The organism is Mycolicibacterium canariasense (genome assembly GCF_002101555.1).
GTDB lineage: Bacteria > Actinomycetota > Actinomycetes > Mycobacteriales > Mycobacteriaceae > Mycobacterium > Mycobacterium canariasense.
On record NZ_LQOL01000070.1, the window covers coordinates 25,189 to 48,957 of the forward strand.

At 61.9% G+C, this 23,769-nt stretch carries 36 protein-coding genes; 1 reads left to right on the plus strand and 35 read right to left on the minus strand.

The genetic code is table 11. The features are described from left to right. Positions 1-47: 47 nt before the first annotated feature. The 32 genes from AWB94_RS24470 to AWB94_RS24615 form a co-directional block, all read right to left on the minus strand. Complete coding sequence (locus AWB94_RS24470) at positions 48-476, minus strand: hypothetical protein (protein ID WP_062656674.1); 429 nt, start codon at positions 474-476, stop codon at positions 48-50. Next, entirely contained in the window at positions 476-1,054 is a 579-nt protein-coding gene (locus AWB94_RS24475; RefSeq protein ID WP_062656675.1) for a hypothetical protein, read from the minus strand. The genes AWB94_RS24470 and AWB94_RS24475 overlap by 1 nt, the downstream gene beginning before the upstream one ends. A 946-nt stretch (positions 1,055-2,000) precedes the next feature. Beyond that, positions 2,001-2,870 (minus strand): DUF7341 domain-containing protein, encoded by an 870-nt coding sequence (locus AWB94_RS24490; protein WP_062656677.1) that lies wholly within the window; start codon positions 2,868-2,870, stop codon positions 2,001-2,003. Positions 2,871-3,291: 421 nt separating this feature from the next. Continuing rightward, the gene (locus AWB94_RS24495) at positions 3,292-3,570 is read right to left on the minus strand and encodes a hypothetical protein (RefSeq protein WP_062656678.1); all 279 of its coding nucleotides are present in this window, start codon (positions 3,568-3,570) and stop codon (positions 3,292-3,294) included. A 46-nt stretch (positions 3,571-3,616) separates the two neighbouring features. Beyond that, the gene (locus AWB94_RS35245) at positions 3,617-3,766 is read right to left on the minus strand and encodes a hypothetical protein (protein ID WP_165605309.1); all 150 of its coding nucleotides are present in this window, start codon (positions 3,764-3,766) and stop codon (positions 3,617-3,619) included. Positions 3,767-4,070: 304 nt separating this feature from the next. Next, positions 4,071-4,310, minus strand: a complete 240-nt coding sequence (locus tag AWB94_RS24500; RefSeq protein WP_131805272.1) for a hypothetical protein — start codon at positions 4,308-4,310, stop codon at positions 4,071-4,073. Next, positions 4,303-4,641 (minus strand): FDXHR family putative zinc-binding protein, encoded by a 339-nt coding sequence (locus tag AWB94_RS36345; RefSeq protein ID WP_420092930.1) that lies wholly within the window; start codon positions 4,639-4,641, stop codon positions 4,303-4,305. Before AWB94_RS36345 ends, AWB94_RS24500 begins: the two co-directional genes overlap by 8 nt. Beyond that, entirely contained in the window at positions 4,638-5,231 is a 594-nt protein-coding gene (locus AWB94_RS24510; protein WP_349319028.1) for a plasmid mobilization protein, read from the minus strand. The genes AWB94_RS36345 and AWB94_RS24510 overlap by 4 nt, the downstream gene beginning before the upstream one ends. Before the next feature lie 212 nt (positions 5,232-5,443). Continuing rightward, the gene (locus AWB94_RS34720) at positions 5,444-6,241 is read right to left on the minus strand and encodes a hypothetical protein (protein ID WP_131805274.1); all 798 of its coding nucleotides are present in this window, start codon (positions 6,239-6,241) and stop codon (positions 5,444-5,446) included. Then, positions 6,241-6,597: a hypothetical protein gene (locus AWB94_RS24515; protein WP_062656681.1), complete on the minus strand. Its 357-nt coding sequence runs from the start codon at positions 6,595-6,597 to the stop codon at positions 6,241-6,243. The genes AWB94_RS34720 and AWB94_RS24515 overlap by 1 nt, the downstream gene beginning before the upstream one ends. Beyond that, positions 6,597-6,989 carry a DUF4326 domain-containing protein gene (locus AWB94_RS24520; protein ID WP_062656682.1) on the minus strand — a complete coding sequence of 131 codons (393 nt, stop codon included), beginning with the start codon at positions 6,987-6,989 and terminating at the stop codon, positions 6,597-6,599. Before AWB94_RS24520 ends, AWB94_RS24515 begins: the two co-directional genes overlap by 1 nt. A gap of 329 nt (positions 6,990-7,318) precedes the next feature. Next, positions 7,319-7,984, minus strand: a complete 666-nt coding sequence (locus AWB94_RS24525) for a DNA cytosine methyltransferase (protein ID WP_062656683.1) — start codon at positions 7,982-7,984, stop codon at positions 7,319-7,321. Further along, positions 7,981-8,328, minus strand: a complete 348-nt coding sequence (locus tag AWB94_RS24530; protein ID WP_084395130.1) for an HNH endonuclease — start codon at positions 8,326-8,328, stop codon at positions 7,981-7,983. The genes AWB94_RS24525 and AWB94_RS24530 overlap by 4 nt, the downstream gene beginning before the upstream one ends. Next, the gene (locus AWB94_RS24535; protein WP_165605310.1) at positions 8,325-8,675 is read right to left on the minus strand and encodes an HNH endonuclease; all 351 of its coding nucleotides are present in this window, start codon (positions 8,673-8,675) and stop codon (positions 8,325-8,327) included. Before AWB94_RS24535 ends, AWB94_RS24530 begins: the two co-directional genes overlap by 4 nt. Positions 8,676-9,120: 445 nt before the next feature. Further along, positions 9,121-9,291: a zinc finger domain-containing protein gene (locus AWB94_RS36350; RefSeq protein WP_420092931.1), complete on the minus strand. Its 171-nt coding sequence runs from the start codon at positions 9,289-9,291 to the stop codon at positions 9,121-9,123. 420 nt (positions 9,292-9,711) lie between these two features. Continuing rightward, positions 9,712-10,707, minus strand: coding sequence for an AAA family ATPase (locus tag AWB94_RS24540; RefSeq protein WP_062656684.1), 996 nt, complete (start codon positions 10,705-10,707; stop codon positions 9,712-9,714). Then, positions 10,704-10,988: a hypothetical protein gene (locus tag AWB94_RS24545; protein ID WP_062656685.1), complete on the minus strand. Its 285-nt coding sequence runs from the start codon at positions 10,986-10,988 to the stop codon at positions 10,704-10,706. Before AWB94_RS24545 ends, AWB94_RS24540 begins: the two co-directional genes overlap by 4 nt. A 356-nt stretch (positions 10,989-11,344) precedes the next feature. After that, the gene (locus AWB94_RS34725; RefSeq protein WP_131805275.1) at positions 11,345-11,572 is read right to left on the minus strand and encodes a hypothetical protein; all 228 of its coding nucleotides are present in this window, start codon (positions 11,570-11,572) and stop codon (positions 11,345-11,347) included. 37 nt (positions 11,573-11,609) lie between these two features. Next, positions 11,610-11,798 carry a hypothetical protein gene (locus AWB94_RS24550; RefSeq protein ID WP_062656686.1) on the minus strand — a complete coding sequence of 63 codons (189 nt, stop codon included), beginning with the start codon at positions 11,796-11,798 and terminating at the stop codon, positions 11,610-11,612. Then, a complete protein-coding gene (locus tag AWB94_RS24555) occupies positions 11,795-12,424 on the minus strand; it encodes a hypothetical protein (protein ID WP_062656687.1) in 630 nt (209 codons plus the stop codon). Before AWB94_RS24555 ends, AWB94_RS24550 begins: the two co-directional genes overlap by 4 nt. A gap of 113 nt (positions 12,425-12,537) precedes the next feature. Beyond that, positions 12,538-13,086: a dATP/dGTP pyrophosphohydrolase domain-containing protein gene (locus tag AWB94_RS24560; protein ID WP_064961291.1), complete on the minus strand. Its 549-nt coding sequence runs from the start codon at positions 13,084-13,086 to the stop codon at positions 12,538-12,540. Between the two features lie 555 nt (positions 13,087-13,641). Continuing rightward, positions 13,642-13,989, minus strand: coding sequence for a DUF732 domain-containing protein (locus AWB94_RS36355; protein WP_084395132.1), 348 nt, complete (start codon positions 13,987-13,989; stop codon positions 13,642-13,644). After that, on the minus strand, positions 13,977-14,228 hold the full coding sequence (locus AWB94_RS34730; RefSeq protein WP_131805276.1) for a hypothetical protein: 252 nt from the start codon (positions 14,226-14,228) through the stop codon (positions 13,977-13,979). The genes AWB94_RS36355 and AWB94_RS34730 overlap by 13 nt, the downstream gene beginning before the upstream one ends. Beyond that, positions 14,225-14,587, minus strand: a complete 363-nt coding sequence (locus AWB94_RS24570) for a hypothetical protein (protein ID WP_062656690.1) — start codon at positions 14,585-14,587, stop codon at positions 14,225-14,227. The genes AWB94_RS34730 and AWB94_RS24570 overlap by 4 nt, the downstream gene beginning before the upstream one ends. Then, positions 14,584-14,955: a hypothetical protein gene (locus tag AWB94_RS24575; protein WP_062656691.1), complete on the minus strand. Its 372-nt coding sequence runs from the start codon at positions 14,953-14,955 to the stop codon at positions 14,584-14,586. The genes AWB94_RS24570 and AWB94_RS24575 overlap by 4 nt, the downstream gene beginning before the upstream one ends. 1,588 nt (positions 14,956-16,543) lie before the next feature. Continuing rightward, positions 16,544-16,774, minus strand: a complete 231-nt coding sequence (locus tag AWB94_RS24585; RefSeq protein ID WP_062656693.1) for a hypothetical protein — start codon at positions 16,772-16,774, stop codon at positions 16,544-16,546. 218 nt (positions 16,775-16,992) lie between these two features. Beyond that, positions 16,993-17,247: a hypothetical protein gene (locus tag AWB94_RS24590; protein ID WP_062656694.1), complete on the minus strand. Its 255-nt coding sequence runs from the start codon at positions 17,245-17,247 to the stop codon at positions 16,993-16,995. An 85-nt stretch (positions 17,248-17,332) separates the two neighbouring features. Beyond that, positions 17,333-17,509, minus strand: coding sequence for a hypothetical protein (locus AWB94_RS35250; protein ID WP_165605312.1), 177 nt, complete (start codon positions 17,507-17,509; stop codon positions 17,333-17,335). 238 nt (positions 17,510-17,747) lie between these two features. Further along, positions 17,748-17,951 carry a hypothetical protein gene (locus tag AWB94_RS24600; RefSeq protein WP_131805277.1) on the minus strand — a complete coding sequence of 68 codons (204 nt, stop codon included), beginning with the start codon at positions 17,949-17,951 and terminating at the stop codon, positions 17,748-17,750. Positions 17,952-18,162: 211 nt separating this feature from the next. Further along, positions 18,163-18,414, minus strand: coding sequence for a hypothetical protein (locus AWB94_RS24605; RefSeq protein ID WP_131805278.1), 252 nt, complete (start codon positions 18,412-18,414; stop codon positions 18,163-18,165). Positions 18,415-18,632: 218 nt separating this feature from the next. After that, entirely contained in the window at positions 18,633-19,325 is a 693-nt protein-coding gene (locus AWB94_RS24610; protein WP_062656698.1) for a phage antirepressor N-terminal domain-containing protein, read from the minus strand. Next, positions 19,322-19,555 (minus strand): helix-turn-helix domain-containing protein, encoded by a 234-nt coding sequence (locus tag AWB94_RS24615; protein WP_062656699.1) that lies wholly within the window; start codon positions 19,553-19,555, stop codon positions 19,322-19,324. The genes AWB94_RS24610 and AWB94_RS24615 overlap by 4 nt, the downstream gene beginning before the upstream one ends. Before the next feature lie 77 nt (positions 19,556-19,632). Between AWB94_RS24615 and AWB94_RS24620 the strand changes: the two genes are divergently transcribed. Then, positions 19,633-20,526, plus strand: a complete 894-nt coding sequence (locus AWB94_RS24620) for a helix-turn-helix domain-containing protein (RefSeq protein WP_201029540.1) — start codon at positions 19,633-19,635, stop codon at positions 20,524-20,526. A gap of 287 nt (positions 20,527-20,813) precedes the next feature. On the opposite strand, the gene AWB94_RS24625 is transcribed toward AWB94_RS24620, so the two are convergent. From AWB94_RS24625 to AWB94_RS24635, 3 genes are all read right to left on the minus strand, one after another. Further along, positions 20,814-22,076: a tyrosine-type recombinase/integrase gene (locus AWB94_RS24625; RefSeq protein WP_062656701.1), complete on the minus strand. Its 1,263-nt coding sequence runs from the start codon at positions 22,074-22,076 to the stop codon at positions 20,814-20,816. A 250-nt stretch (positions 22,077-22,326) separates the two neighbouring features. Beyond that, positions 22,327-22,941 (minus strand): cation efflux transmembrane domain-containing protein, encoded by a 615-nt coding sequence (locus AWB94_RS24630; protein WP_201029541.1) that lies wholly within the window; start codon positions 22,939-22,941, stop codon positions 22,327-22,329. Continuing rightward, positions 22,938-23,276 (minus strand): ArsR/SmtB family transcription factor, encoded by a 339-nt coding sequence (locus AWB94_RS24635; RefSeq protein WP_062656703.1) that lies wholly within the window; start codon positions 23,274-23,276, stop codon positions 22,938-22,940. Before AWB94_RS24635 ends, AWB94_RS24630 begins: the two co-directional genes overlap by 4 nt. Positions 23,277-23,769 lie beyond the last annotated feature (493 nt).

Consider the following 23,769-nt stretch of genomic DNA (forward strand, 5'->3'; position numbering starts at 1 on the left):
CAGGGCGGCGGCAACGCTGCACACGCCACTTGCCGGTCGCTGGGACCTTAGCCATGGGTGTGTGCTTTCTGTACCTGGTCCGCTTCACACGGGATGATCGGCGAGTCTGAGTCGAAGTTCTCCACGGCCACGCGAAAAGCGGCGGCCCCGCAGCGGAAGCGGAACTGTTTGAACTCGACCCGCTTATGCTCCCGAACCGCGGCCGCAGCCTGCAGATCAGCCAGTTCCCCACTATCCACGAGGGTTACACCGAACCCGTTCTGCAACAGATGGAACAACGCCTGCAAGAACAGCTTCGGCAAATCCATGGTTGGGAGGCCGAGTTCTTCGGCTTCCTCCTCCGTCATCCCATCGGGGAGGATGTTGGGTTGGAAGGTGGGCAGTGACAGCGGGAATGGTGGGGTGTCAGCGTCGCCTGGGTGGACCAGTTCCCCTAGCCGGGGACCGACACGCTCAGCAAGCTCATCAGTGTCCACTACGCGGCTTTCTTGCCAGGCGTTGTCGGCGGCAGGAAGCCGCGCTCACGTGCCCGAGCCACATACGTGGATGCCATGCGTGACTTAACGCCGAAAGCGGCTCCTACAGCCTCTGTGGGGGCGTAGGAGATGTTGGCGCGGTAGACCTCGGCCACCTTCTGGAGGAAGGCGTCTGTCAGCCGGCGCCGCTTAGTTTTCGGCATACCAGGCCGTGTTCCTGCGATGCCGTTTACGACTTTGCTTAGCCACGCCGGTCCCAGGCTGCCACGCGGGTTGTCACCGACGGACAGTGTTTCCATCAGGCCGGGGACGCCTTCCCCTGCGTTTTGGAAGGCGTAGCCGATAGTGCGGTTGGCGAGGTCAATCCCGATGCGAGCAGCCGCGGCAGCACCGGGTGCGAGCGCGTCAAGGCCGTCGAGGTGCTTCTGCCATCCCAGCGGGGTGTAGTGGATGATTTCGAACCGTTCAACCCCAGCGGCCTTCAGGGCTTCCCGTAGGGCTTTCTCGTCGCCGTCTAGGCGGACATGGATCACCGGGTGCCGGTCACTCCACTCCCGGATATCGTCAGCGTCGGTCATGCGTTCTCCCTGGGCTGTAGGGCTTTGACGTTGTCTTCGCGGACCATGACCAACGAGTGCGGCACCAACCTGGCCGACACAGCCCCGTAATCCCAGACGGGGTCTATAGCGATGCGGCACAACACCCAACCATGGTCAGACCGGACCACGACTCCAGCGTGTTCCGGGCCTTCGTACATGACGGTCACGTCATCCCCAGGCCGCATCTCAGTTAACCCTCAACGGGGGTTGAATACTGGTCGGTGCGGGGTTCCGCCGGTTCTCGGCTAAGTGTTTCGGCGTCGTCTTCGACTTGCACCCATGATGCTGGGTCGCCCTCATCCGGCACCCGACACCCCACACTGCACTGCGCGTAACGGACAGCGTCACACGGAACACACACCCTGACATGCTTGAGCGGCATCAGCGCCAGCATGATTCGCATGTAGGAGCCGTCGCAGCGGGCGGATTGCAGCTCAGCCCATGCCAACGTGATACGCACCTTCAACGGCTGCGGCTTGGGGAAAGTGGCCATCGGGACCGCCTACATACGACGAAACACCCCGAACCGGAATGGTGGGGTGTTTCGAGTGGGGGTTGGGCGCGACCGGCTCAAGGCACAAATCTAGCGCGCACCCACCAGTATGCCGTGTTTTGCCCGGAAAGCAAGCCCACATGCTAAACCCGCAACCAGCGTGTCGTCCAGAAGCACCGGGAACCTCGCCTTATGTCAGTTATCTGGGCACGTAGACCCACAGTGGTCCGCTGTCCTTCTGCGAGACCTGCCGCACGTAGGTGAACTCGCCCGGCGGTGTGCCCGCGTGCAGATCGGGGGCGGTCCGAACTGTGTATTCCGCAGGCGGTTCATCGCCCTCAAGTACGCGAATCACACCGTCTGCCGGTCCGCCCATAAATGTCACTTCACAAGCCATCGTTCCATCATTTCCTTTGCTCGTGCGCTACGACGTCAGAGTTCTTCGCCTTGGTCTTGTGGTGACAACACCACCACATGCACCGGGTCCGAATGGAACCGCTCATTGAACCGCTGCACCATCGGACCCAACGAATGATGATTCGTGATCGCCACCCGCACACTCCTCGCCGTGAACTCAGTGATGTAGCGGAACGCTGTCGAATCCGTCACCACCACCATCGTGTCCGGCGCCACCCTAGACAACTTCTCAATCAACTCCGCAGCCGTCACAGCAACAACCTCCTTCTCGGCCTCCTGCCGCAAAGCCGCAGCCAGGATCTGAAACCGCTCAACACCCCACACGTACTGGCAGTGCAAACACTTACAACCCTCATCGGTGAACTGGAGGGCGGGTTGGCGGACGGGCAATCCTCCGGAGTCGGGGCGGTGCACCACTTTCGTGCCGCAGTTCGGGCAGGCGTTGGGCACTGACCACTTCCGGGTGGGGGTGAGGGTGAGATTGATTTTCTGTTTCCACTCACCCAGGGCGGTGGTGATTTGTTGGATGCAGTGGACGTCCTGGGGGCGCCACTTCCGCTCCAACAATCCCCGCATCCGCCCCACACTCGGTGGGACACCAGTGTATTGGGGTTGCCATATTTCGAGGGCGGTGTCGATTTCGTTTTTCACGTCGAACGCGTCCGTCCAGAACGGGGGACGGGATTTAGAGCCGGTTCCGGAGCCGGTTTGGGCTTGCTCCCCCGACACAGCATCGAACAACTGCATGTACAGGGAGGGGGCTTTCATGAGTTTCCCGTCCATCAAGGACAGGACGGGTTCGCAGAGTCCGGCTACAGCGTCTGCGAGTTCCTCCCGGGCTGCGGGGAGGTTGCCGTCCTCATCAACGATCGCCTCAACGGTCACTTAGGCCCTCCCGATATCCAACGCCATCCCCCCGATTTTATCCGCTAAACAACACCCAAAAGGCATCTAGCAATTCAGTCGATGTGCTCCAATTCCCACTCCGGTAAACCCCACTCACCGCAGGGGGTTTCGGGCATCTAGCATTCACCGCTTCGCCCCTTTCTTCAGCGCTTCCCGCACCAACCCACGGCACCGTTCCGCTGCTGCCGCACCGGCACCGTGATCACACACATGACCATTCCAATAACCCCCATCGTCACACCGGGTACAGCGTTCGATGGCTTCGGGGGCGAGGTGCCATGAACGCGCCCGGGGGACTTCCGGGATGAGTTCACCCGGAAGCGGATACCCACACTCGGGGTCGTTGGGGTCACGCATCGGGTCCTCCAAAACTCAAGCGCCAGTGCTCAATAACAGGTACTTATGTCAAGTGCCGCTCGAATGATGCGAAGCGCGGATTGCCCTGCCGTTCCGTCGTCATCGGATTTTCGGCGGCGATAGTGCCGGGGTCGCACACCTGGTGCCACTCGAATACGTCATAGTCCTGGTCATCGGCGTCTTCGCACTTGAAGGGGTACTTGTCCCGAATCAAGACGAGGATCTGCTGTCCCGGCAGAATCGACTTCTTGCACACGTCACAGAGATGCGCGCCGCCTACGTATCCGGCGCTGGCTGCTTGCAAGGTGGCTCTGTCGCTCATTTGTTCAACTCCTGTTGAGTACCGATAAGTCGGCGTTCTGGTGGGTTCATTCGTGGGTCTCCTCTGGCACCGCTAGCGCCGCGCTTACCAGCCGCTGCAACTCCCTGACTTGCTTCTCCAGTTCGCCGATGCGGCCCTGAACCCGCCTCACTTCGGCGACCAGTTCCCAATCCACCTTGTGGTACGGGATACTCATCCGGCTGGCCCCTCCCGTTTCCACTGACCAACCCAACGGCGGGCGATAATCTCCGCGTCCTCTGCATCTGTCGAGTCCAGAACCAAGCCCCTGACCCCGCCAACGCGCCAGGACAGCTCTTGGGTTAGTCCTCCTAGGGCAGCCACCACAGCAGCAGCGGTGTCCTTGCCCCACTCCTCGATGCAATGCGCCAACCACTCGGCTGGTGGCGGATTGCAGGGGTCGTAGTTCGCCATGAACCCTTGCAACCAAGGCTCAAAGTTGGCGCGGAGTACGTCGGCAACCAACCGGACAGCATCAGCGCTCACCGGTACGCCTCGCATTCCGGGTACAGCTGGTCAACCCGGGCTTCCCGCCTGGACCCCTCACCGCGGAACCGGTTAATCCGCCGGCCGTCGGTGAGCACCCACACGATCACGCCGTCGTAGATGCCGTCCCAGCCTCCGTCGATGGCGTAGTCAACGTCATCCGGGTACGACCATGGCGGCCCCGTAGTGGTGTCTGGTGTGTCCTGTAACGAACCCGCATCCGGCGTTTCACTCATCGCCCTCACCCCACCGGTCATCCTCACCACCGGGCCATCCCCAACACAGGTACTGGCGGCCCGCATCAACCAAACCCACCGACCCCGGGGGTAGGCAGTGACGGGTGCCCTTCGCGTGGTCGCCGTCGCGGTGCTTGTCGAACGCGGACAGTCCGGTGAAGGTGTGGTGGCAGGCGCCGCAGTGCGCTGTGCGGAGCCCTCCCCAGCGTTGCGGGCAGCGGCCACAACCGGTCGTTCCCGCCCCGTGTGTGGGCGCGTGGCTGGTTTTCGGGGCCTGACTGGTGGTGTCGGTTGGGTCCACCATTTCGTCACGTGACGCTAGGTCGCTCATTTGGTGGTCTCCTCAGAAAGAACCGCAGCAGCCATCACGTCGGCGGCGAACGACCGCGCTTCCTCTGCAGAGAATCTGGAGTCCTGCACGTAGATCCGAACCCGGCCAGACCCGGGAGTGCACCACACGTCGCCACCACAGAAGTCGCTCACGTCGCCGCTGGCGTCCTCTGGTTGTGGGAGTTGGATTACCGCCACACCAGGCAACGCCGCAAGCACCTCAGCCACATGAGCGTCGTGGTCGCCATCCTCCACAGCCCAGTCGCAGCCCTTGCAGGCTGGAATGTTCAGCAGGAGGCCCTTACGCCACGTGTGATTGATGCGCTTTGAGGTGGGCTTGTGCTTGCGAATTGCCTCCGCCAGCGCCACTTTCCCGTCGCTCATGCGAGCTTTCCCTTCGTGGACCATGGAGCGCGCCCCTGGCGTTCCTGGCTGAATCGAGCAGCACCTCGCGCGCACCAACTCGCCCACGCTGACGCCGAACAGACTCGCGATCGTCTCGATGTCGTGCTTCTCGGCGGGCGTCAACCGCACTCCAACGAGCACGGAGCGCTTCCGTTTCTCGGATCTCGCCTTTGGTTGGTCATTCACCGGAAGCCTCCTTCCGCTAGCGCCGTGATCGCCTCTGCTATTCGGTCAGTCCGGGCTTTCTTCACGGCGCGCCAACACTTCCTCGGCCCCTCCTACGGCGCACCCATCCCTGAACCACCGGACCGGGCATACCCTTCGTCGCGGCCCGCTCCTCATCAGTCAACGCCCGCACCATGTACGCGTGCTCATCATCCGCGAGCTGAAACTTATCCTCAGCCATTGGCGGCCTCCTTGAGGGTTGGATGCTTCGGGCATGGGGTGAGGTCGTCGAGCCGGCCGAACTGGTCGCAATCCGGGCAATCATCGATGGCTTTCCTGGTGGCGCGTCGGCGCGTGAGTTCATCTTCAGCAGCAGCAGCAACGCGCTTAGCTTCGGCTGCGTCCCACGCCTTCTTAGCTTTCCTGGCGTCTCCGCAAGCACCGCACGACGGCGGGATGTCGAGGTGTTGATGGAGTGGGCATTTTTCGGGGGGCGGAACGCTCGCGTGGCCCTGGTGAGATACCTGACTTCCGCCCCCACCAGGTTCCCCGGTTCCCTGTTCCCGGTTCCCCGGTTCCTGCATTCCCCTGTTCCCCTGTTCCCCTGTTCCAGGGGAGGAAGATCCTTCGGTAGGCGCGGAATTTCCGCCACCATCGCCTGAATCTCCGAACCGCAGGTCAGGGAACGAATTTGGGTCGTCCGGCTTCGGGAACTTCCCCGCAGCACGACGCTCCGTTTTCTGGTGCGTATCCCACGACGGGATGGCGTAAAAGAACCGGCCGCGGTTGCCGTAGAACACCACACTGAAGCATCCGCGCACTTCCTTGAGTAGCCTCTGAAGATCCTTCACCGTCAGTTCGTCCTCATCCGGGAAGGCGAACCCCAACAACCCGTACAGGTTCGTTTCCCCGATACCTTCGTCGTTGGCCCACGACCACATCGCCATGTACAGGATCCGCGCCTGGGGGGAAGCCTTCGCCGTATCGGGTGATCGGAAGAACTCCGGCTTGAATGTCCTGATCCTCGCCATCAGGCTGCCGCCTTCTGCCTGATCAGCATCTCGACGTAGGGCCATATTTCGGATGGCATGAGATCGGCTGGGGTCTTGAAGCATTCGACGTATCCGCCGCCGCGGTTACCCAGGTACGGTGTTGCCTCCTGGGGGGTGTCGAATCCTCCCTCGCAGAGGTTCCAGAGAACGTCGTGGCAGATGGTTTCGAGGTCAAATGCCTCGGTGGATGTTGGGAACGGGAACAGCTTGAGGATGTTCGCGCCGCGGACAACGAAGGCTCGGTATCGCTGGAACTCGGTATACCCGATCTTGAAGACGTTGATCTCTGGCCAATGGACCAGATACACGGTGTGTGTTGTGCGCTTGTACCCCATCAGGCACCCCCACCGTTAGCCAACTCAAGCAACACATCGCCATGACACGGCTGATCCAAAGGGCACCAGCAGACCAGGTCCCTTCCGGCAAGTTCGCGGCGGATCGTGTCGTACACGGACTCGCCCTTCCGACCCCACTGTCCATCTCCGAGTGGGGCCCGCCGCAGCATGTCCTTGAAGTCAACGACCGCGAGCCGCCGCCTCTCCGCGTCTGGGATCCGGCGCATGTCATCCGGATCTCGCATTTCTCCGTCCATGTAGTAACTGGGCGGATACTTCCGGTACGACTGCCAATTGAATTCGTTTCCCCACTTGCTCGGGCGGCCTACGTACACGGCCCCTTCGGGCATACGCCAGCCACGGGCTCGCTGGCGTTGTATGCGCTGCGGCATGAATCGGGGACATCCGCACACCGATGACGTTCGCCAAACGCACGTGGGTCCGTGATGGGCTGCGGGATGGGCGCAATCACGGCAGGGCCGCAGCAGATCTTGGTCGTTGCCGCTATGATTCACCGTGTCACCTTCCGCGTTTGGTGGCCGGTCCCGGGCCTGCTAACGACAGGCGCCGGGACACCATCCCCAACCCCACATTCTATTCCAATCACGTTGCGTCTATACGGTTTAGGTTTCCATGCGCTCCTGTGGAGGCGACGCCGGTAACGCCACAACACCAAACCATCAGCACCCATCACACCACCTCGATTTCTCCGATTCGCCACTCACGCGGCCAACTCAACCGCTCGTAGTAATTGCTTGCCAACCCACTGCGTGTACGACGGGGGAATGCTCTCAGCGAGTTCTTCCCGGCTCATCCACTCGATGCCCATCACTTCACGGGCCTTAGCGATAGGCGACACATGCCCGGAAATGGACATGATCGTCCCCGGTTTCCAATGGCCGGCTTTAGAGGCTGGGATGACGTGCTTCGGGTGCTGTGGTGCGGTTATCGGGACGTTGGATTCGAAGAGGCGGTGCCGATACAGTTCCTGCCCGAACATCTGACCGCACAGCATGACCGGATTCCTCAGCGGTGCACCGGGTACGTTCTCGATAACGTACGGGAGACCTGTTTCGAGGAGTAGTTCCCTGACTGGGTCGACAAGGTCTGGATACTTGTTGGCGATCTCGGGGCGGCACTTACTCATCGCGGAATACCGTTGGCACGGCGGGGACGCGTGCACCGCGGCGAACGGCAGTTGGTGCGCGGCGATGAGACTGCCGCGACACCACGCTGAGAGGAAATGGCTAGCGTCGCCTTGGATGAACGTGAAGGGGTAGTTCGGCTGCGGGTTGATGTCGACGCCGACGACGTCGAATCCGGCGCGGTGGTATCCCGCCGCGGCGCCGCCAGCGCCGCAGAACAGGTCCAGTAGGAGTGGTTTCATACGTCCTCGATTCGTCCGTCGTCGGTCAACAACACCCACCCCGACTCCCCCGTGTAAATGTCAAACCGCAACACAGGAACCTTCTCCGGGCTCATCCACGGTCGAACGTGGAAGCCCTCTTCTTCAGCGTCATTCGGGTTGTGCTCGACCCACGAATGACATCCACCAGGGCTGGTTCCGTGGCCGCAGAGCATCACACAATTTTGCGGGGTCCACTGGCCGCCCTGGGACCTTTTAACCCTGTGGTGCAGGGTGAGTCCGCGGACGCGGGCGTGGACGCTGCAGCGTTCGCAGCACCCGCCGGCCCGGTCCTTGACGATCCTCCGGCATGTCGATTCGTTCATGGGTTCACACCCAGGTTGATGTACCGCCAAACACCAGATGGGTGCAGCCCGAAACGCCGCCCGATCTCGATCGTTGACAATCCCTGCGCGTAGAGCTCGCGCATACGCTGCGTTCTACGGTCACGGTCGAATCGCCGATTCTCGGCATGCGCCGCTTTCCACATAGCTCCGAAGGTATTGAACGGCGCCCATGTTCGACGCTCGTGACTGTGGTGGGAGGTGTGTTCCTCCGCGGTCATCTGCACAAGATTCTCAGGGCGGTTATCCGACCGATCCTTGTTCTTATGGTGGACGTGCTCGGCAGTTGTCACAGCACCGTCGAAGACGCGATGCTCATACGTCTCCACGTACTGAGCGACACCGACCTTCCACCGAAGCCGGATGTATCCAGACCCTGTGCTGTAGCGCCGCGGCGGGTGTTGGGGAACGGCTTCTCCGGGTCGCAGTTGCCGGATGGTGTCCTTGAATTGTCTCGTCACTGTGTCCGCCTTCCGCAGCGTTCGCAGCATTGACTAGCCCGTAATCGGAGGGCGGCGCGGGTCTTCCGGGGTATCACCACCACCTCGCACCGATAGCCAAAGTGACAGCGACACCAATAAACGTGACCAGGAACGCCACAGCAGCAGCCTTATCAGTCATCCTCCAGCTCCACCCCTTCAGGAAGCACGTCCCACGCCTCACTGTGAATCAGTTGGCCGTCACACCAGTTATTGCGCGCATCGGCGGCGCTATCGGCCTCGACGATGTAAATCTCCGTTACCCGACCGGTGCAGGTGACTCGGTAAGTTGGCATCATTCCTTGCCTTTCATGAGTTTGTTTTGCCGGTAGTGGTGAACCACCCGATTCAACGGTGTCCCGGTAATCGACCGGCAGGGGATGCCGGGTGGGGCTTTACACACTCCACAGGTGACGGTGAGGCACGCGGCCACAACAGGATCCGCAGGGTCACACCAATCAACCACCGAGAACCACCCCCTATGTCAGGTTGGTGGAGTTAGCGGGTAGGCGTCGAACTCAAGAACGTAATTCAGTCCGGGATGCCCTGGTAGTTCTGTTCTCATGACCACGATTCACGCCCCATGTACCAGTCGCAGCCGCACCCGTTGTAGGCGCACAGAGTGTGACGGCCGCTGGTGATCCGGACGGTGGTCTCATCGAAGTCGTAATCCATGTGTCGACCTTCCATGTGGCCACACACAGGACACACTGACAACTTGGCCTTAAGTGGGGTCGGCATTGATTGACACGTCTGGTGGTACGACAACCCGATACGTCCGCCGAACAGATCGAACACGGCCTCACCGTCGGGTATGACTTCCCCGCACGTCGCGCATTGCTCTTTGCTCATCTCTGTTTCCCTTCACTGATAACCGAGCGTTGTGTCATGAGGCGGCCTGGTCTCTCGCCGCTTCCACCGGCTTCGCATCCAACGCCTGAGCGCGGGCCATCATCGCCTCCTGCACCGTAGGACCGTCCTGCACACCAACATTCAGAACCTCCGCCGCCTTCGCATCACGCCAAACCCTCGTCAACTCATCCTTGGATTCAGCGCGGGCGATGTCGTCGAGGAAGTCCAACACCTTGTCCTGCACTGACGTGAGGTCCCGGACGTGAGCGGTCTTCGGGTCACACTTGAGGATGTCGAAGACCAACTGTTCCAACGTCAAATCCGGCACCCGCCTGGGTTTGTCTTCGCCGGGGACGATGCCGGCATGCACGCTCCTGGCCCCCACAATCAACGGGTGCTCAGTCCTCGACAACCTCACCCATACGGAAGCATCGAAGGCCAGGTTCTTCTGCCCTTCCACCTTCCACGTCCGATTCTTCGTGGGTTGACCGTTCTCCATCGCCACCTGATCCGCGCCGCGGGCAATCATCACCACAATCCCCGGGAACCGCATCAGGATCCGCATCAACTCCTTATGCCGCGCGGTGGCCAGGTTCCACAGATCTGTTGTGATCTGAATCTCCGCTTCGGGGTCCTTCTCCAACTTCTTCCGGTTGACCTCCCGCCTCCTGGCTTTGCTATCGACCCAGTCTTTGAGGTCGTCCCATTCTGCGGTCATCGAATCGATGACCAGGACGACGGGTTTGTCACCGTCCTTCACCGCTTTCGCTGCGACGTCGCGGGCGTCCTCTATCTGCCCGATGATCGACGGCCACGTGCCGTCGTGCTCGATCACCTCGTACCGGGCGCCGGGGATGGACCCGTATTCGTCTGCGGCGCCTTCGGACCAGTCCAGCCACAACGTCCGCCCAACCTTGTCCGATGCGGAGAGGACAGCGGCGGCCCAAGATTTGCCCGCTTTCTCGCTACCTTCAACAAGGATGAGGGGCCACGGAACTGCGCCGGTTGGTGGTCTGGTTTTGAGCGTCATCGCTGTTCCTCCAGAACCCTCGTCAGCATGTCCCGCAGGCCGGTCAGTTCTTCGCGGCTGAACCGGCCAGCCACCCATCCCTGAGTCCTAGATGCATTGGTTTTCTTCAGCTCGAACTCGCGCCCATAGTGGCGGCGGTCGAAATCGTGCTCGCGAAGTTCGATCACCTGCCAGTGATCCTCAGTCTTGTACCCATCGAAGTCGGGGTGAGTAAGATCGCTCATCACTGATATGTAGAGGCCGAGGATGGGTTCACCCCATTGGGTTTGGTACTGGCTCATGGTGTTTCTTTCTCGTGTTTCATGGTTAATTCCAACAGGATTCCCCAACATGCCCGGCAGTGATGCTCAAGGAAGTGGGCTGCAGCTTCTCGTGGGGTGACACCCCCCAACGGGGTATCCCACACTGGTTCCGGTATCCCCTTAAGGGGATGCTCTGGGTCGAACATCAGGCCGCCTTGAACTTGTTGCACCCGCAGCGGGTATAGAAATGCCCCACCTCACGGCAGAATGTTTTGTGAAGACCACACCCAACACACACCCGGCAATACCCCGACCACCGGTGATGACCATCAACCAGATGAGAACAAGTACACAATGGAATCCCCTGTGGTTGTGCCAAATAACGCAGTCTTATGTCAGGCTGTCAACTCGGAGCGATGTAAGGTTCTACCAACCAGGTAGGCACCGATCAGTTGCGAGTCGAATGACGAATACTGCCTGCGTTCCTTGATGCCCATCGACTCCACGACGGCTTGGACCATTGCTATGTAACGTCTCTGATCAGTGCGTTCGTGATACCAAGGCCAGACTGCACCAATGTCAGCATCGTGCGCCGCCTTGGCTGCTGCCTCTATCCAGTTCATTTTTAAGACTCCTTGCTGAATGCCGATAAACGTTGCGCTATGCCGGTGTTTGCATGCGGTTCAGGGTGTTCCGCGCCCACCCCAAATAACAGGTGAAGCGTTGCGCATCCTCTGTGTGGGTTGGGTCGGGGTCCGCCCGGTACGCCGCAGCCTCGGCCTGCAGCTCCGCTAGCAGCAGCCGCATCCGCACCAACTGGGTATCAACATCAACCGGGATAAGAGTCATGCTGTTTTCCTCCTTGCAGAGCACAGTGAGTACAGTTCGTTCGGGACGGGAATGTTGTTGCGGCGCATCGACGCCGCCAGCGAATCCGGCAGCAACCCCAACCGGCGCGGCAACTCCAACAACGGGATACCGATACTGATCGCATCCTCGTACCGCTCCAGAAACGACGCATACCGGTCTCCCAGGTTGGGGGTTTCGTTGGGGTCGTCGATGCAATCCCAACCCAGCGGCGGCGGCCACCCCGACGCGTGGGCGTAGTTGCGGGCACGCACCGACTTCCCCGGCGTCATGCACAACTCGCGGAACAACGCATCGATCGCGCGGGCCTTATCAGCGCGTATCCGTTTGTGCTGCATGGTGTGCCACAACCGTTGAGGCGTCATCTTCAACCGGCGGGCGCACTCGGCCTGTGACCACCCGATCGCCATCAACGCCTGGATCCGGCGGGCCGACCCCAGCGAATCCACCATCCCATCACCATCCACGACGGGGATGGACATGATGGCGGTGTACGTGGCGCGTTGGACTGTTCGGGCGCCACGGATGTAGTACACGCCCTGATCGGTGAGCCCTGCTGCTTGGGCGATGGCCGCCCATGTCCACCCGGCCGCCCGTAAACGGTCCATGTGTGCGCGTACAGGTTGGGCTGGCATGAAACCGGTGTCTGGTGAGGCGATGTAGTGCTTGTAGCACAACCCGGCTCGTTCTACCTTGTAGGGGCATTTCGGCCGGGAGCACTTCACTTCTCACCCCCGGGTACACCCCATTCCAGGCATGCTTGCTTGTACTGGGCGCGCAGGTAGGCGAGTTGTTGGAGGGCTTCGTCCCGCTCCCCCCGAACAAGCCTGTACGCGTTCTCCAAAGCCTCGTTGACCGCCAGCTTGGCCTGCAAGGCGTCGATGATCTCCTGCGATGACGCACCCGTGCCGCACGCTCCGTCGAATGCCAGCATGAGCACATCCACCCATTCCGACAGGTCGTTACCCGAATCGACCACCTCGACCAGTTCCTTGCGGATGTGATCGACAACGCCAGCCAGTCGGGGGTAGGGGCCGAACGTGTTCTCGCTCCATGTCCGCTGCCGGTCGAGATGGGCAGCGTCGATGGCGGCAGCTGGCGGGTCAGGCTCAGGGATATTGGCGCCGTTGAGTTCCAATCCCATCGCCTGCTTGATGTCACGCACGAGGCATCGGGTGGTAACGCTGTTGTACGAGTCGTAGAGGTCGGGATCGCGCAGAACCTCGCGGATGCGGGCCAGCTTCCGTGCGTCGTCGGTGCGGTCGTTCATGGCTTTCCTCCTGGTGATATTTCGTACCGATAAGTGGGCGGTATGCCGTGTTAGGTGCAGATGATTTCGCCGATTGGGTACGGCTCGGTGTCTTCGATGTACTTGATGCACAAGCACCGTTCGCAATGTTTTTCGGGGTGTGCTGGGTGACCACACAAGCAGTCCAGCAACATGTGAAACCAAGGAACACGACTCACGGTGCGGCCTCCAGGTTCTCGGCGTCACCCGTCGGGTGAAGTTGGCATGGAAGCGCGTAATGCTCTCCGTCGCGCTCGACCGGGCACCAGCACGCGTCCTGCCACGTGAGCCTGAACCTGGCCTTGGCCCCTTTCCGCCACCCCTTACGTTCGGGGCGGCTGAATACGCCTTCCATGTCCCATGAGTCGCCGCATTCGAGACAGTGAAAATCCGGCCCATACCAAGGGCTGCGCTCCATACGCACGATGCGGGACTGCCATCCCTTCGGGCACTTGCCGTAGCACTTCCCGATCTGCCGCTGCCGCGCCCCGCCACGGGTTGGCTGGCAGACGATCACCCCGCCATAGCTTGTGCAGCTCATGCGCCGCGCCCTCCAACCTTCATGGTTTCTGGGCAGTACGCTTCCACCGCGGCATCCACCAACACCCCCACCAACGACAACGGCAGTTTGTCCGCCGCAGACGCTGCGGCCGCAACGACATCCCTCCGCGACAACCCAGATAGGAGGGCCTCACAAATCGTGTGCCCCACCTCAATCGCATCCGACGCAGACGTATACGCAATGTGGTTGCGGTCCAACACCATCAGAAACCCGATATCCTCATACGGGCCGGCGTGGGCTGGTGGTATACACGCGGCCAGGGGGAACATCCACATCCCCACCAAGCACACGAAACCGAACGCTGTGCGCATCATCCCTCCCATGGATACCGGCCGCCATACGCCACCGGCCCCCGCGGGCGCGGCCGATCAAGACGCTCGTAGTCGGAGAAGGACTTCCACCCGGTCTCTCCGCGGTCGTCGGCGGTGTGTCCGCAGCACGGGGTCTTCCACATCGAGCAGTCGATGTAGCGGGCGGTCACTTCAACGGTGCCGAGGTCGTAGATGCCTGAGCACCAACGGCAGCGGACGGGCTGCGACATACCTTCGATATGCGTGCTCATGCTGCACCGTCCATGCGGTTGATGAGTTCACCGTCGCCGGCCCACTCCCACAACACATCAAACGACGGCCACACCGGTTCCCCCGAAACCAACGGGGTATCCAGGAAGTCGTAGAGGGCCACCAGGCGGTCCCCGGCCGCGTCAAGTTCATGCGGCCAAAACCACTCCCCCAACCCGCCAACAACGTCATCAATCAACGACTGAAAGCGGGCCTCCAACTCGTCGACACGGACATGGAACTCCAACACCGCGTTACGCTCCACCATCTCCGGCGGGGCCACGAGGGTGGGAAGGTCAGACCACTTCGACTGAAACCCGGGCGGGAATGACGGGATGATCCTCGGCAACTCGATAGTCATTTCACCGGCTCCGCTTCCAGGATGGCGAGGGCCTCAGCGGGCCAGTACGTTCCCGAGCCCCACCCCCCAGTCTGCTTCTTGGGGTCCCATCCAGGGGTGTCCGATTGCCATGTCCAGCAATCGATGATGTCCCCGTCGACATCCAGTTCCGGGATAGCCCAGGTGGATGCCAGGTAGACGTACGTGTCGTCCTCGGGTACAGGTTGGCCGTCGGCGAATATCTCCCCGCCAGTCCATTCCCAGTCGCCGGACAACCCGGCGGACGCATCCTGCGCCCCGCGTTCCGTGATGATCTTGGCGGCTTTTACCCAGTCGAACACACGGACCGGGTTGCCGCGGTTGGCGTCGCCCATTGCGAACGCCGTCATGCTCCGGGACCGCCCCGCATTACGGCGTTACCCGTGGGTCCAGGACCGCCGGCCGGCCCGTGTTCGGGCACAACCTGATCACCGGCTCCAGCACACCCCTTGGCGTTCTTCTCCAAAGCGTGATAGCCGATATCGCGGTTGCATTCAGGGCATTTCATTTCGTCACCTTTCGTTGGATTCGTTGTTCTGCTTGGACCATGTCCATGACCAGCTCGGCTACATGCCCGGCATGCGCCCTCCTGGTTGACTGGGTGAATTCCCCCCAGGCTGTCCAGGACCAGGAACACCCGGTGCAGTACCCGAACATCACCGTGGAGCGTTGATGGAATTGGTGGTAGTCGACGAGTTCCGCGATGTGGTCTAGGAGTTGGTTGGCGTCGCCCCACGGTGGGGACCCGAAGGTCTCGCCCACCGTGGGGCTGGTGTCTGCGGTATCCCCAACCACAGAACCCGAAGCCGCAGCGGCAGTGGCCGCTGCTATCGGAGCGCAATCCAGGAAGTCGTGCATCTGAGGTTCCTTGCCGCCAAGTTGGCAGCCACGGCACCAAGCTCGCCGCTCGGCGTACTTGCGCGCCCCACAGTCGGCTTCGTGGTCGTCTAGGTCGGCTGCCTGAAACGACCGGCAATCACACCCCGGAAAATCCGACGGACCCAACACCTCCTCCTCGGCCTCGGTTTCCTGCAGCCACACCTCAGCCCGTGTCGCTTCCCGCTTCCACGACGGCTCCAACACAGAACGAAACAACCTGCACCACATCAAAACGGCCTGTAATCGGAGTAGGACTCGACGGTCTTGAAGTGCTGCTTGCAGTTAGGGCACGTCGGACCTCTGACATCGCCACGGGCAGCCGCCCGAATTAACGATGGAAGTGCCTTGGAAAGCCACACCTGCCAGCACTTGATGCACTTAAAGAACGGTGGATGTCCCCCAGGCGGGCGTCCCGGGCATGGATGCCCCCAGCTCCGCAACTGCGCTGTGGCACCACAATCCTCGCAGGGAATGTCGTGGTCGAGGAGGTGTTCCAGGTCTGGTGTTGTCTCAACATCACGGTTCATGGTCACCGCCTCCCCCGAATCGAGTCGACGACCGTGGCTATCGACCATCCCACCGCGAGGATGAGGAAGAACGTGGCCACGGGATGTTCGAATACCAACTGCCAGAACGTCATGGTGTCTCCGTTGCGTATTGGGCTGCGTCTTCGGGATTGTGGAAGAACAGGTAGGGGTGCCAGTTCCGTCTAGTTCTGCGGGATAGGACCCATTGGTTGTGTTCCGGTGATATGAGCCATTGCCCGTCACGGGATGTCCAGGAGTAGCCATGACACACCCACAACGCCGGGTTCATTGGATTACTCCTGGGTATAGGTAGGTGTTGTAAACCCAGTAGGCGGTCACCCAGAAGGCGGACGGGCCGTACATCGCCAGCATGTACAGCAGCCGGGTTTTCATCGGGGTCTCCAGAGTTCGTCTGGCCAGGCATCCGGTCCCGGCCAGGTATCACACTTCGATTCCATATCCCGCCACGCCTCCCCAAGAATCCACCGCACGGACAGAGCCAGCGCCGCAGCACCGGCCACAACGAGCGCGGTCATATCTGCCTCCCGTTGCATGCCTTCGCTACCGCAGTCGCCAACACCGAATCCCGTGCAGCAGCCGCAGCTTTCAAAGCGTCGTTCTCGACGGTCAACTCCTCCACCTGTGCCCGCAACGCCATGTTCTCCTGATCCACAACAGCGAAATCCCGGAGAAGGACAGCGTGCTCGGATTGCAGTTCATCCAACCGGCGGAAAGCCCCGGCCGTCGAAAGAGCGTCACTCATCGGACTACCTGCTTCCGGATCAACCCGCACCGCTCACAAACCGCCGTGTCAGCCCGCACCAGATCCACCTTGAAGCGGTGCCCCGATGAATCGATACATGCAGGGAGTTGGACATACATATGGAGGTTGGTTACACCAGAAGCCCACGTATCCGGGGGCGTTGGCTTCGTGCATAACGCCCGTGCAGAAGCACGGCATTCCTTCGTTGGGGCACCTGCTCATTTCGAGGCTTCTTTCTTGCCAGCCTCGTATCCCCGCCGATAGTCTTCGGCTCGGTTCCTCTGTTCGTGCGCGTTCAGCGCAGCCATCACATCGGCGAGGGACCAGTCCGTTGCGTACTCCCGTAGCCGATCCGTGAACACTCCGATGAGGATGTGCCCGTGGGCATCCCGACGCACGAGACTGATTCCGCCATAGCCCGGTTTCAGCCACAGCTCGGATCCCAACTGGACCAGTTCCGTGCTGGTGCTCATGCTTTGTGTCCGTTCTTTGATGTGTATAGGGGTTGTCTGGGTTTAGGCCAGTGCTGAACCTTCGGGCGGGGACGCGCGTGCCAACTCATGACGCCACCAGATAGGCGATGCCCCAACAGATCGCCGCGACGCTGGCGGCAAAGACGACAGCCAGGCCCAACGCCTCGAAGAACGCTTCTGCGTCTTCGTGGATCAAGTACCAGATGAAGGCCAGTATCGGTACCGCCCCCAGCAGTATCGCTGCCACAGCGAGCACGCTCATGATGCACCGCCCCTGTGGTCCCACAGCACAACACCCGCCACCAACACCACCACCGAGACACCCACCCACAACGTCGGAAACCCCGACCGTGTGTGCCCGGACAGCAACTGCACCAACGCACTACCCAACACACACCCCGCCACTACGGCGAGGATGAGTTCGGTGAGGTGGTGTCGGTGATGCCGCCGACAATCACGGGACAGTTGAGCACGCAGATCCTGGACCTGATCGCCGCTCATCACGACGCCCTCGGCTCAATCGTGGGAAGCCGGTCCGCATAGCGGTCCAACTCGCGCCGGTCGATAACCGTCCGGCGACCATCTTTCTTGGCGCACAACACACCAGAAGCAATGAGGCGGTCGATTTCACTGAGCGACTTATCCAGGTAGATACCGGCGTCCTTGCGGGAGAACAGGCGCCGCTTGCTGTCTTCGGCGCTCATGAGCGGGCCGCCTGCCTGCCTAGCCATGCCTCGCCATACCGTGACGTGCCTGGCCATGCGGAACCTCGACTGGCCCCGACAGGACTGGCCTGCCGCGACACGCCACGCCTAGACGGAACGAACCACACCAATCCATGCCAAGTAGTGCCTGCCAAACCATGCCCAGCCACACCAAGCGCATCCATGCCACGCCCTCCCCAGCCTGCCGTTCTCATGAGGCCAGCTCCGCGGCCTCACTGCGCACCCAGGAGATGTAGTCCTCCAGGTGCCCGTACTTGCGTTTCAGGTCAGCGATCTCGCGCTTGAAAGCCTGCTGCAGGATCCTCGTCGCCAACTCGTCCTGGACGATCTCATCGGTCGGGACATACCCCGCCCGCTCCGCTTCCCCTGACTCTCGGAGGGAATGGAACGCCCTGATGTGTTTCCGCTCACCGGTCTTGTTATCAGAGAAGGTGATCCGCACCGACCTGATCAACTCTGCGGCCTGCGTGCGCCGATACGCCTCCCCCGCAACCGCGTCATCCCACTCAAACCGGTGATGTAGTTCCGACGTTTCCGGCCTCGCCTCATCCACAACGATCTGCGGAGTCAGCTCACCGTTCTTCTCATCTGCCGCGCCTTGACATACCTCGCCTGGACAAGCCCTGCCCGACCCGGCCAAACCCGGCCCAGCCTGCCGAGTCATGCTGAAAACCCATCAGCCGCTAGGTCCCACACCCAGACCGGCCACGAGTTGACCTCGCCGTACAACTGGTGCTGAACCGGATTCGGCGCGATACCGCGGCTGCGCCCGATACGACCCGCGCAGCCACCCAGCCGCTTGAGGTACGTCGTGTGCGTCGGCAGGCCATTGATCCGCGCGTACGCCAGTGCCGACAACCAGTCATGGCGGCCCTCAATCGCAGCAAGCCGATCATCGGTGCGCTGCGCGATGGCCTTTGCGTCCGCCGCATCGCGCTGCGCAGCCTCAATCTGATCCAGCGCCGCCCGCAACACGTCGAGCTGATTCATTGCCGGCGCCGCAGCCCGCTGATTGAAGTAGGCGTCGAGAGCCGCCGCGGCTTCCCTCTGGTACGCCACCAATTGCGACCTCGCGTCATCAGCGACACGACGCTCATCGATGGTCGCCAACCACATAGGGATCGTTGAGCGGTCGATGACGGTTGTCTGGTAGTTCTTCCCGTCGCCAGCAGTCATGGTCGTGACTGCCATAACTGCCCATGACCTGCCCTTGAGGCGCTTCAACTGGGCGGAGTAGTCGATACCGAGCGTCTCGCACATCGGCTTCAGCGCCGCCCACTGATTGCCGTTGAACTCAGTGGCCATGAGGTCGTCGGCTCCGGGAACGGGAACACATACCAGTTCGGTGGTCATGCGACAGCCCCCTTCTGCTCAATGGGGCGCTCTAGAACGGAAACGGGCACCTTCAGTGCGACGGCGAGCTTCTTGGTCACGGTGGCGTTAGGCCAGCGGTCTCCGTTCTCCAGCTGGGAGAGATAAGGAGCCGAGATGGTGCTGGCTTTGGAGAGTTCAGCCGAGGACCAACCGGTGCGTTCTCGGATGACGCGAAGCTCCTGCCATACCCCGTAGCTCTTCTTGGACATGTTGCAAACCGTACTGCGAACAAGTGCAAACCGCAAGTGTTTGCGCGAACTTTCTGCCAACATTGCGCTGACCTGCGGTGTTCGATAACTACATCGGCGTGATTGCAAAGAATCCGGCGGGTGCAACGGGTGGACTTTGCACCTGTTCGCAGGCGAACATTGGCGGCGTGGAAGAGGAACGGGTTCGCGAAGACTGGCCATTTGGACCAGCGCTGCGGCGTCACCGCGAAGAAGCTGGTTTGTCGCAGCGCGAAGCCTCCCGGCGGACCGCGACAGTAACCGGCGGCAAGCCGGTCGTGAGTGCCGGCCGCTGGAAGCAGTTGGAAACTGGATGGCAGAAAAACAAGGGCCTATTGATCCCGATCGGCACCACCCCGGCGACGGTGTGCGCCGCAGCGAAGGCCGTTGGCTGGGACCGTGACGAAGCGCTGCAAACCGCTGGCTTCGACGTGGACGCAGACTCCCAGCCCGCACCCACCGACTGGGAGTCCTTTTATGGAGCCCCGCTGTCCCCTGCGGCGCTCAGCATCGAAGGACACCGCCACGTCGCACAGCACACCTGGGAAGCGGCGAGGAACCTTACCGAGGTAGTACTCGAAGACCCGACACCACGCCCCCAATTACTGATCGCAACCAGGCTGGCCATTCATGTCATCAACAGCATGATCGTCCAGCGACTGTTGGAGAGCCCGTACGTCGTCGAGTTGGGTCCAGAACTCCAGAACCTGTATGCCGACCTGATCCACCAAACCGAGAAACTGACAGGAGCTGAAAGCCATGAAGTACCTGCTACTCAAGCCGCGGAATCGCCAGCATCGCCGGAAGGCAACAAAGTCAAGGAGGTGCTAGTCGTCGCGGACCAGGTGGATGACGGAGCCACCATCGACGCCGATGTTGGAACGAAGGCGGATGACCCGGGAGTGGACGGGGCAAAGGACGGCGAGGAGGGCCATGACCTCCCGGGTGCTTAGGTCGTCGTACCGGATCCGGGAGAGCACTTCTTTCAGTTCCCAGCGAACGTGTGCGTCGAGGTTAGCCTCGCCTTCCTCGTCCGGCATGAGTGCGAGCGCTGCTTCGATCTGGCTGCCGTATGGCGCTGGGGGCCTGTCTGATTCGTTCTGGAGCACAGGCGTAGCCCTCCCCTGTAAAGGACTTTCCCCGGCCCACGCAGTGAACTGTAATTGACATCACAGGCAAATTCCAGAAAACGGACGACGCGTGTCCTCAACCTCTGGTAGAGGCTCAGGCTGGCCGCAGGTCAGGCTATAAGCTCGGCCAGATTCGTCAGGGCAGCGCGGGTTTGCGTCTGATCTATGTGGACGTACGCCGCATGCGCAGCAACGGACGACTGACCCATGATCGCCATCCGCACCTCTTCGGGCACACCGGCCGCCTGCAGCATCGTGGCGGTCGAGTGCCGGGCCGAGTGCATCGGAATCGTCATGCCTGGTTCGGTGAGGCCCGCGGCGGTGAGGAGCTGCTGCCATATCTCGTGGTCGTCGGTCGGCGATAGGGGACGCCCGTCTGGGTGATGCCAGACGAGGCCGTGCGGGTTTGGTTCCTGCCGTGCGGCGTGGGTGCGGAGCATCTCCACCAGGCCGGGCAGGAGTGGTACGACGCGCTTGCCGGTGCGGGTCTTCGGGCGCGTCCAGACGAGGGACTTGTAGCACTCGCGGTACTCGAAGCCGTCTTCGAAGTCCCACCGGGATTGCGGGCAGTACGCGGCGCGCTGGCGCTTGGCCCGATTCACCTCACACGGATAGACCCCGTCAGTAGGGTCACCGCACCCGTGGACTTTCTTGAGCTGTTGGAGCTGCCATGAGAAGTCGGCGGTGCCGCGGTCGAGGTCGACACGGCTCCACTCCAAGCCCAGAAGTTCGGCCTGACGGGCGCCGGTGAGGAACGCGGCCGCCCACCTCGTGCCGACCGCCGGACCATCACCTTCAGCATCGATGGCCGCCCGGATGATCGCCCTTGCTTGGTCGACGGTGAAGGCCGACCGTACGGCGGGGAGATGCTTGGGCTTGCGCACTGCCTCGCACACGTTGCGTTCCACCATCCCGTCGATGACGGCGGCCTTCAGCGCCAGCGACAGCACCTGGTGGGCCCGCTGCTTGTTCCGGCCCGTGGCGATCGTTGAAAGCATGGACCGGACATCGATGGGGGTGAGGCGGTCGAGTCGCTTCTTCCCGATGGCCGGGGTGAGATGAAGGCGCACGGCCTCCTCGTAGAACTGATAGGTCTTTGGCCGGACGTGCGGGCCGTGCACCTCAGTGAGCCAGTAAGACAACCACTTACCCACCGTCATCGTGGTGCTGGGGATGACACCCTTGGACACGTTGTCCTTGAGGGCATCGAGTTTGTCTCTGGCTTGCCCGTAGTCCTTGGAGTAGACGCGCTTCTGTCGGCGGGAGCCGTCAGTGGTGGGGATGTCGACGACACCAACCCACATCCCGTCCTTGCGTTTGTAGAGTCCGCCTTCACCGGGTGCGCGACGCTTGGAGGTTGTCGTTTTCGCCATCTGTTATCCCCTACTGACCACACGCGACTGACCACACAAACTGTACACAACGGTCGGGTTTTGCTGACGCTTCCACGGTCGTCGCGAATGTGCAGACCACCTGTATAAATCGAGGTCATAGACGGTTTTTGCCCGTTGCCGCATACTCGCGATTGTATCGTAAAGGATGGCTCTTAATCAGCGGGTCCGGGGTTCGAAACCCTGACGGCGCACCACAAGCAAAAGCCCTGCTTCGGCGGGGCTTTTGTCGTTACGGACAGCAGGTGTCCCCACGCCAGGCGTCGCGGCCCTCCTTGACCGCCACTGCCGCGATCACCAGGCCGGCGATCGGGTCGGCCCAGAACCAGCCGAGCAGGCTGTTGAGCACCAACCCGGCGAGCACCACGCCCGACAGGTAGGTGCACAGCAGGGTCTGCTTGGAATCGGCGACCGCCGATCGGGAGCCCAATTCCCGACCGGCCCGGCGTTGCGCATACGACAGCACCGGCATGATCACCAAACTGGCTGCCGCCAAGACGATCCCGACGATGGAATGCTCGGGTCGGCCCACACCCCGCAAGGCCTGGACGGCGTCGACCGTCACGTAGGCGGCCAGCCCGAAGAACGACAGCGCGATGATGCGCAACGCGGTCCTCTCGCGCGTCTCGGGATCAGCGGCGGCGAACTGCCAGGCCACCGCGGCTGCCGAGGCGACTTCGACGACAGAGTCCAGCCCGAAGCCGATCAGCGCGGTCGACGACGCGCGCGCCCCCTCGGCGATCGCCACGACGGCCTCCAGCACGTTGTAGGAAATGGTCGCGGCCACCAGGATCCGGATGCGGCGGGCCAGCAGCGCGCGACGGTCCCGTGTCGAAGCACCGGTCATCCGCAACCGCATTCCCGGCCGTCCGGCCCTACGCAGGTGCAATCCGGGTCGACGGCCAGCACCAGTCCCATGAGGTCGTTAAGGGCGTGCCCGATGCGCGGGTCGGCCAGTTCATAGCGCATGCGCCTGCCCTCGGGCACCGCGACCACCAGGCCACACCCGCGCAGACAGGCCAGGTGGTTGGACAGGATCTGCCGAGTCACGCCGATCTGGTCGGCGAGCTCCGACGGGTAACTCGGCGCGTGGTTGAGGCTGAGCAAGATCCGGGTCCGGGTGGGGTCGGCCAGGGCGTGCCCGAAGCGGGCCAGGGCATCGCTGTGGGTCAGGGTCTCCACACCGGCGACAGTACAGGAATTTCTGTATCAAGAAACGGCGCGCACGAGAATTCGCCGGGCGAACCGGCACCGCTGCACCAAAAATCCGACAAAGCCCACGCAGCGCGGGAGGGTCTGCCAAGATATGCCGTGCAGCAGCAAACTAATTGACGTTAGCTACAATTATTTGCTCTGTCAACGGGGAGTCGGGTGCGACAACGCAGGCCACCGGGAGGGACGCACTGTGACACACCCCGGCGTGCGTTGGTCTCGCGGCGTTTTACCGCTCGTGTTGGTGGCCGCCGCCGTCGTCATCATCCGCGGCCAAGAACCTCCCGAGAGAGCGCCGGCGCCGACATCTGTCGCGGTGGCCCCGGCACCGTCGGTCACCACGCGCGCCACTGCACCGGCTTCTCCGGCCGTCGTCGCGGCGGCAGCACCGGTTGCAACCCCACCTCCGCGCGGCGCGCCCGCCCCGCCACCGCCGGCGAACGTCGCACGTTCCGCGCCGCCC

Bases quoted from the DNA above. Each gene is read 5' to 3' on its own strand.
- AWB94_RS35250 (WP_165605312.1), bottom strand. From the start codon at position 17,509: ATGAGCGTGCTCGCTGTGGCAGCGATACTGCTGGGGGCGGTACCGATA.
- AWB94_RS34730 (WP_131805276.1), bottom strand. From the start codon at position 14,228: ATGAGCACGCATATCGAAGGTATGTCGCAGCCCGTCCGCTGCCGTTGG.
- AWB94_RS24615 (WP_062656699.1), bottom strand. From the start codon at position 19,555: ATGTCCAAGAAGAGCTACGGGGTATGGCAGGAGCTTCGCGTCATCCGA.
- AWB94_RS34720 (WP_131805274.1), bottom strand. From the start codon at position 6,241: ATGGCGAGGATCAGGACATTCAAGCCGGAGTTCTTCCGATCACCCGAT.
- AWB94_RS24530 (WP_084395130.1), bottom strand. From the start codon at position 8,328: ATGAACGAATCGACATGCCGGAGGATCGTCAAGGACCGGGCCGGCGGG.
- AWB94_RS24570 (WP_062656690.1), bottom strand. From the start codon at position 14,587: ATGACTATCGAGTTGCCGAGGATCATCCCGTCATTCCCGCCCGGGTTT.
- AWB94_RS35245 (WP_165605309.1), bottom strand. From the start codon at position 3,766: ATGAGTATCCCGTACCACAAGGTGGATTGGGAACTGGTCGCCGAAGTG.
- AWB94_RS36345 (WP_420092930.1), bottom strand. From the start codon at position 4,641: ATGAGCGACCTAGCGTCACGTGACGAAATGGTGGACCCAACCGACACC.
- AWB94_RS24540 (WP_062656684.1), bottom strand. From the start codon at position 10,707: ATGACGCTCAAAACCAGACCACCAACCGGCGCAGTTCCGTGGCCCCTC.
- AWB94_RS24475 (WP_062656675.1), bottom strand. From the start codon at position 1,054: ATGACCGACGCTGACGATATCCGGGAGTGGAGTGACCGGCACCCGGTG.
- AWB94_RS24610 (WP_062656698.1), bottom strand. From the start codon at position 19,325: ATGACCACCGAACTGGTATGTGTTCCCGTTCCCGGAGCCGACGACCTC.
- AWB94_RS24590 (WP_062656694.1), bottom strand. From the start codon at position 17,247: ATGAGCACCAGCACGGAACTGGTCCAGTTGGGATCCGAGCTGTGGCTG.
- AWB94_RS24630 (WP_201029541.1), bottom strand. From the start codon at position 22,941: ATGACCGGTGCTTCGACACGGGACCGTCGCGCGCTGCTGGCCCGCCGC.
- AWB94_RS24555 (WP_062656687.1), bottom strand. From the start codon at position 12,424: ATGGACCGTTTACGGGCGGCCGGGTGGACATGGGCGGCCATCGCCCAA.
- AWB94_RS24625 (WP_062656701.1), bottom strand. From the start codon at position 22,076: ATGGCGAAAACGACAACCTCCAAGCGTCGCGCACCCGGTGAAGGCGGA.
- AWB94_RS24520 (WP_062656682.1), bottom strand. From the start codon at position 6,989: ATGCCGCAGCGCATACAACGCCAGCGAGCCCGTGGCTGGCGTATGCCC.
- AWB94_RS24515 (WP_062656681.1), bottom strand. From the start codon at position 6,597: ATGGGGTACAAGCGCACAACACACACCGTGTATCTGGTCCATTGGCCA.
- AWB94_RS34725 (WP_131805275.1), bottom strand. From the start codon at position 11,572: ATGAACTGGATAGAGGCAGCAGCCAAGGCGGCGCACGATGCTGACATT.
- AWB94_RS24560 (WP_064961291.1), bottom strand. From the start codon at position 13,086: ATGAACGACCGCACCGACGACGCACGGAAGCTGGCCCGCATCCGCGAG.
- AWB94_RS24495 (WP_062656678.1), bottom strand. From the start codon at position 3,570: ATGAGCGACAGAGCCACCTTGCAAGCAGCCAGCGCCGGATACGTAGGC.
- AWB94_RS24550 (WP_062656686.1), bottom strand. From the start codon at position 11,798: ATGACTCTTATCCCGGTTGATGTTGATACCCAGTTGGTGCGGATGCGG.
- AWB94_RS24525 (WP_062656683.1), bottom strand. From the start codon at position 7,984: ATGAAACCACTCCTACTGGACCTGTTCTGCGGCGCTGGCGGCGCCGCG.
- AWB94_RS24545 (WP_062656685.1), bottom strand. From the start codon at position 10,988: ATGAGCCAGTACCAAACCCAATGGGGTGAACCCATCCTCGGCCTCTAC.
- AWB94_RS24600 (WP_131805277.1), bottom strand. From the start codon at position 17,951: ATGAGCGCCGAAGACAGCAAGCGGCGCCTGTTCTCCCGCAAGGACGCC.
- AWB94_RS24575 (WP_062656691.1), bottom strand. From the start codon at position 14,955: ATGACGGCGTTCGCAATGGGCGACGCCAACCGCGGCAACCCGGTCCGT.
- AWB94_RS36355 (WP_084395132.1), bottom strand. From the start codon at position 13,989: ATGGGAGGGATGATGCGCACAGCGTTCGGTTTCGTGTGCTTGGTGGGG.
- AWB94_RS24500 (WP_131805272.1), bottom strand. From the start codon at position 4,310: ATGAGTGAAACGCCGGATGCGGGTTCGTTACAGGACACACCAGACACC.
- AWB94_RS24585 (WP_062656693.1), bottom strand. From the start codon at position 16,774: ATGAGTGACGCTCTTTCGACGGCCGGGGCTTTCCGCCGGTTGGATGAA.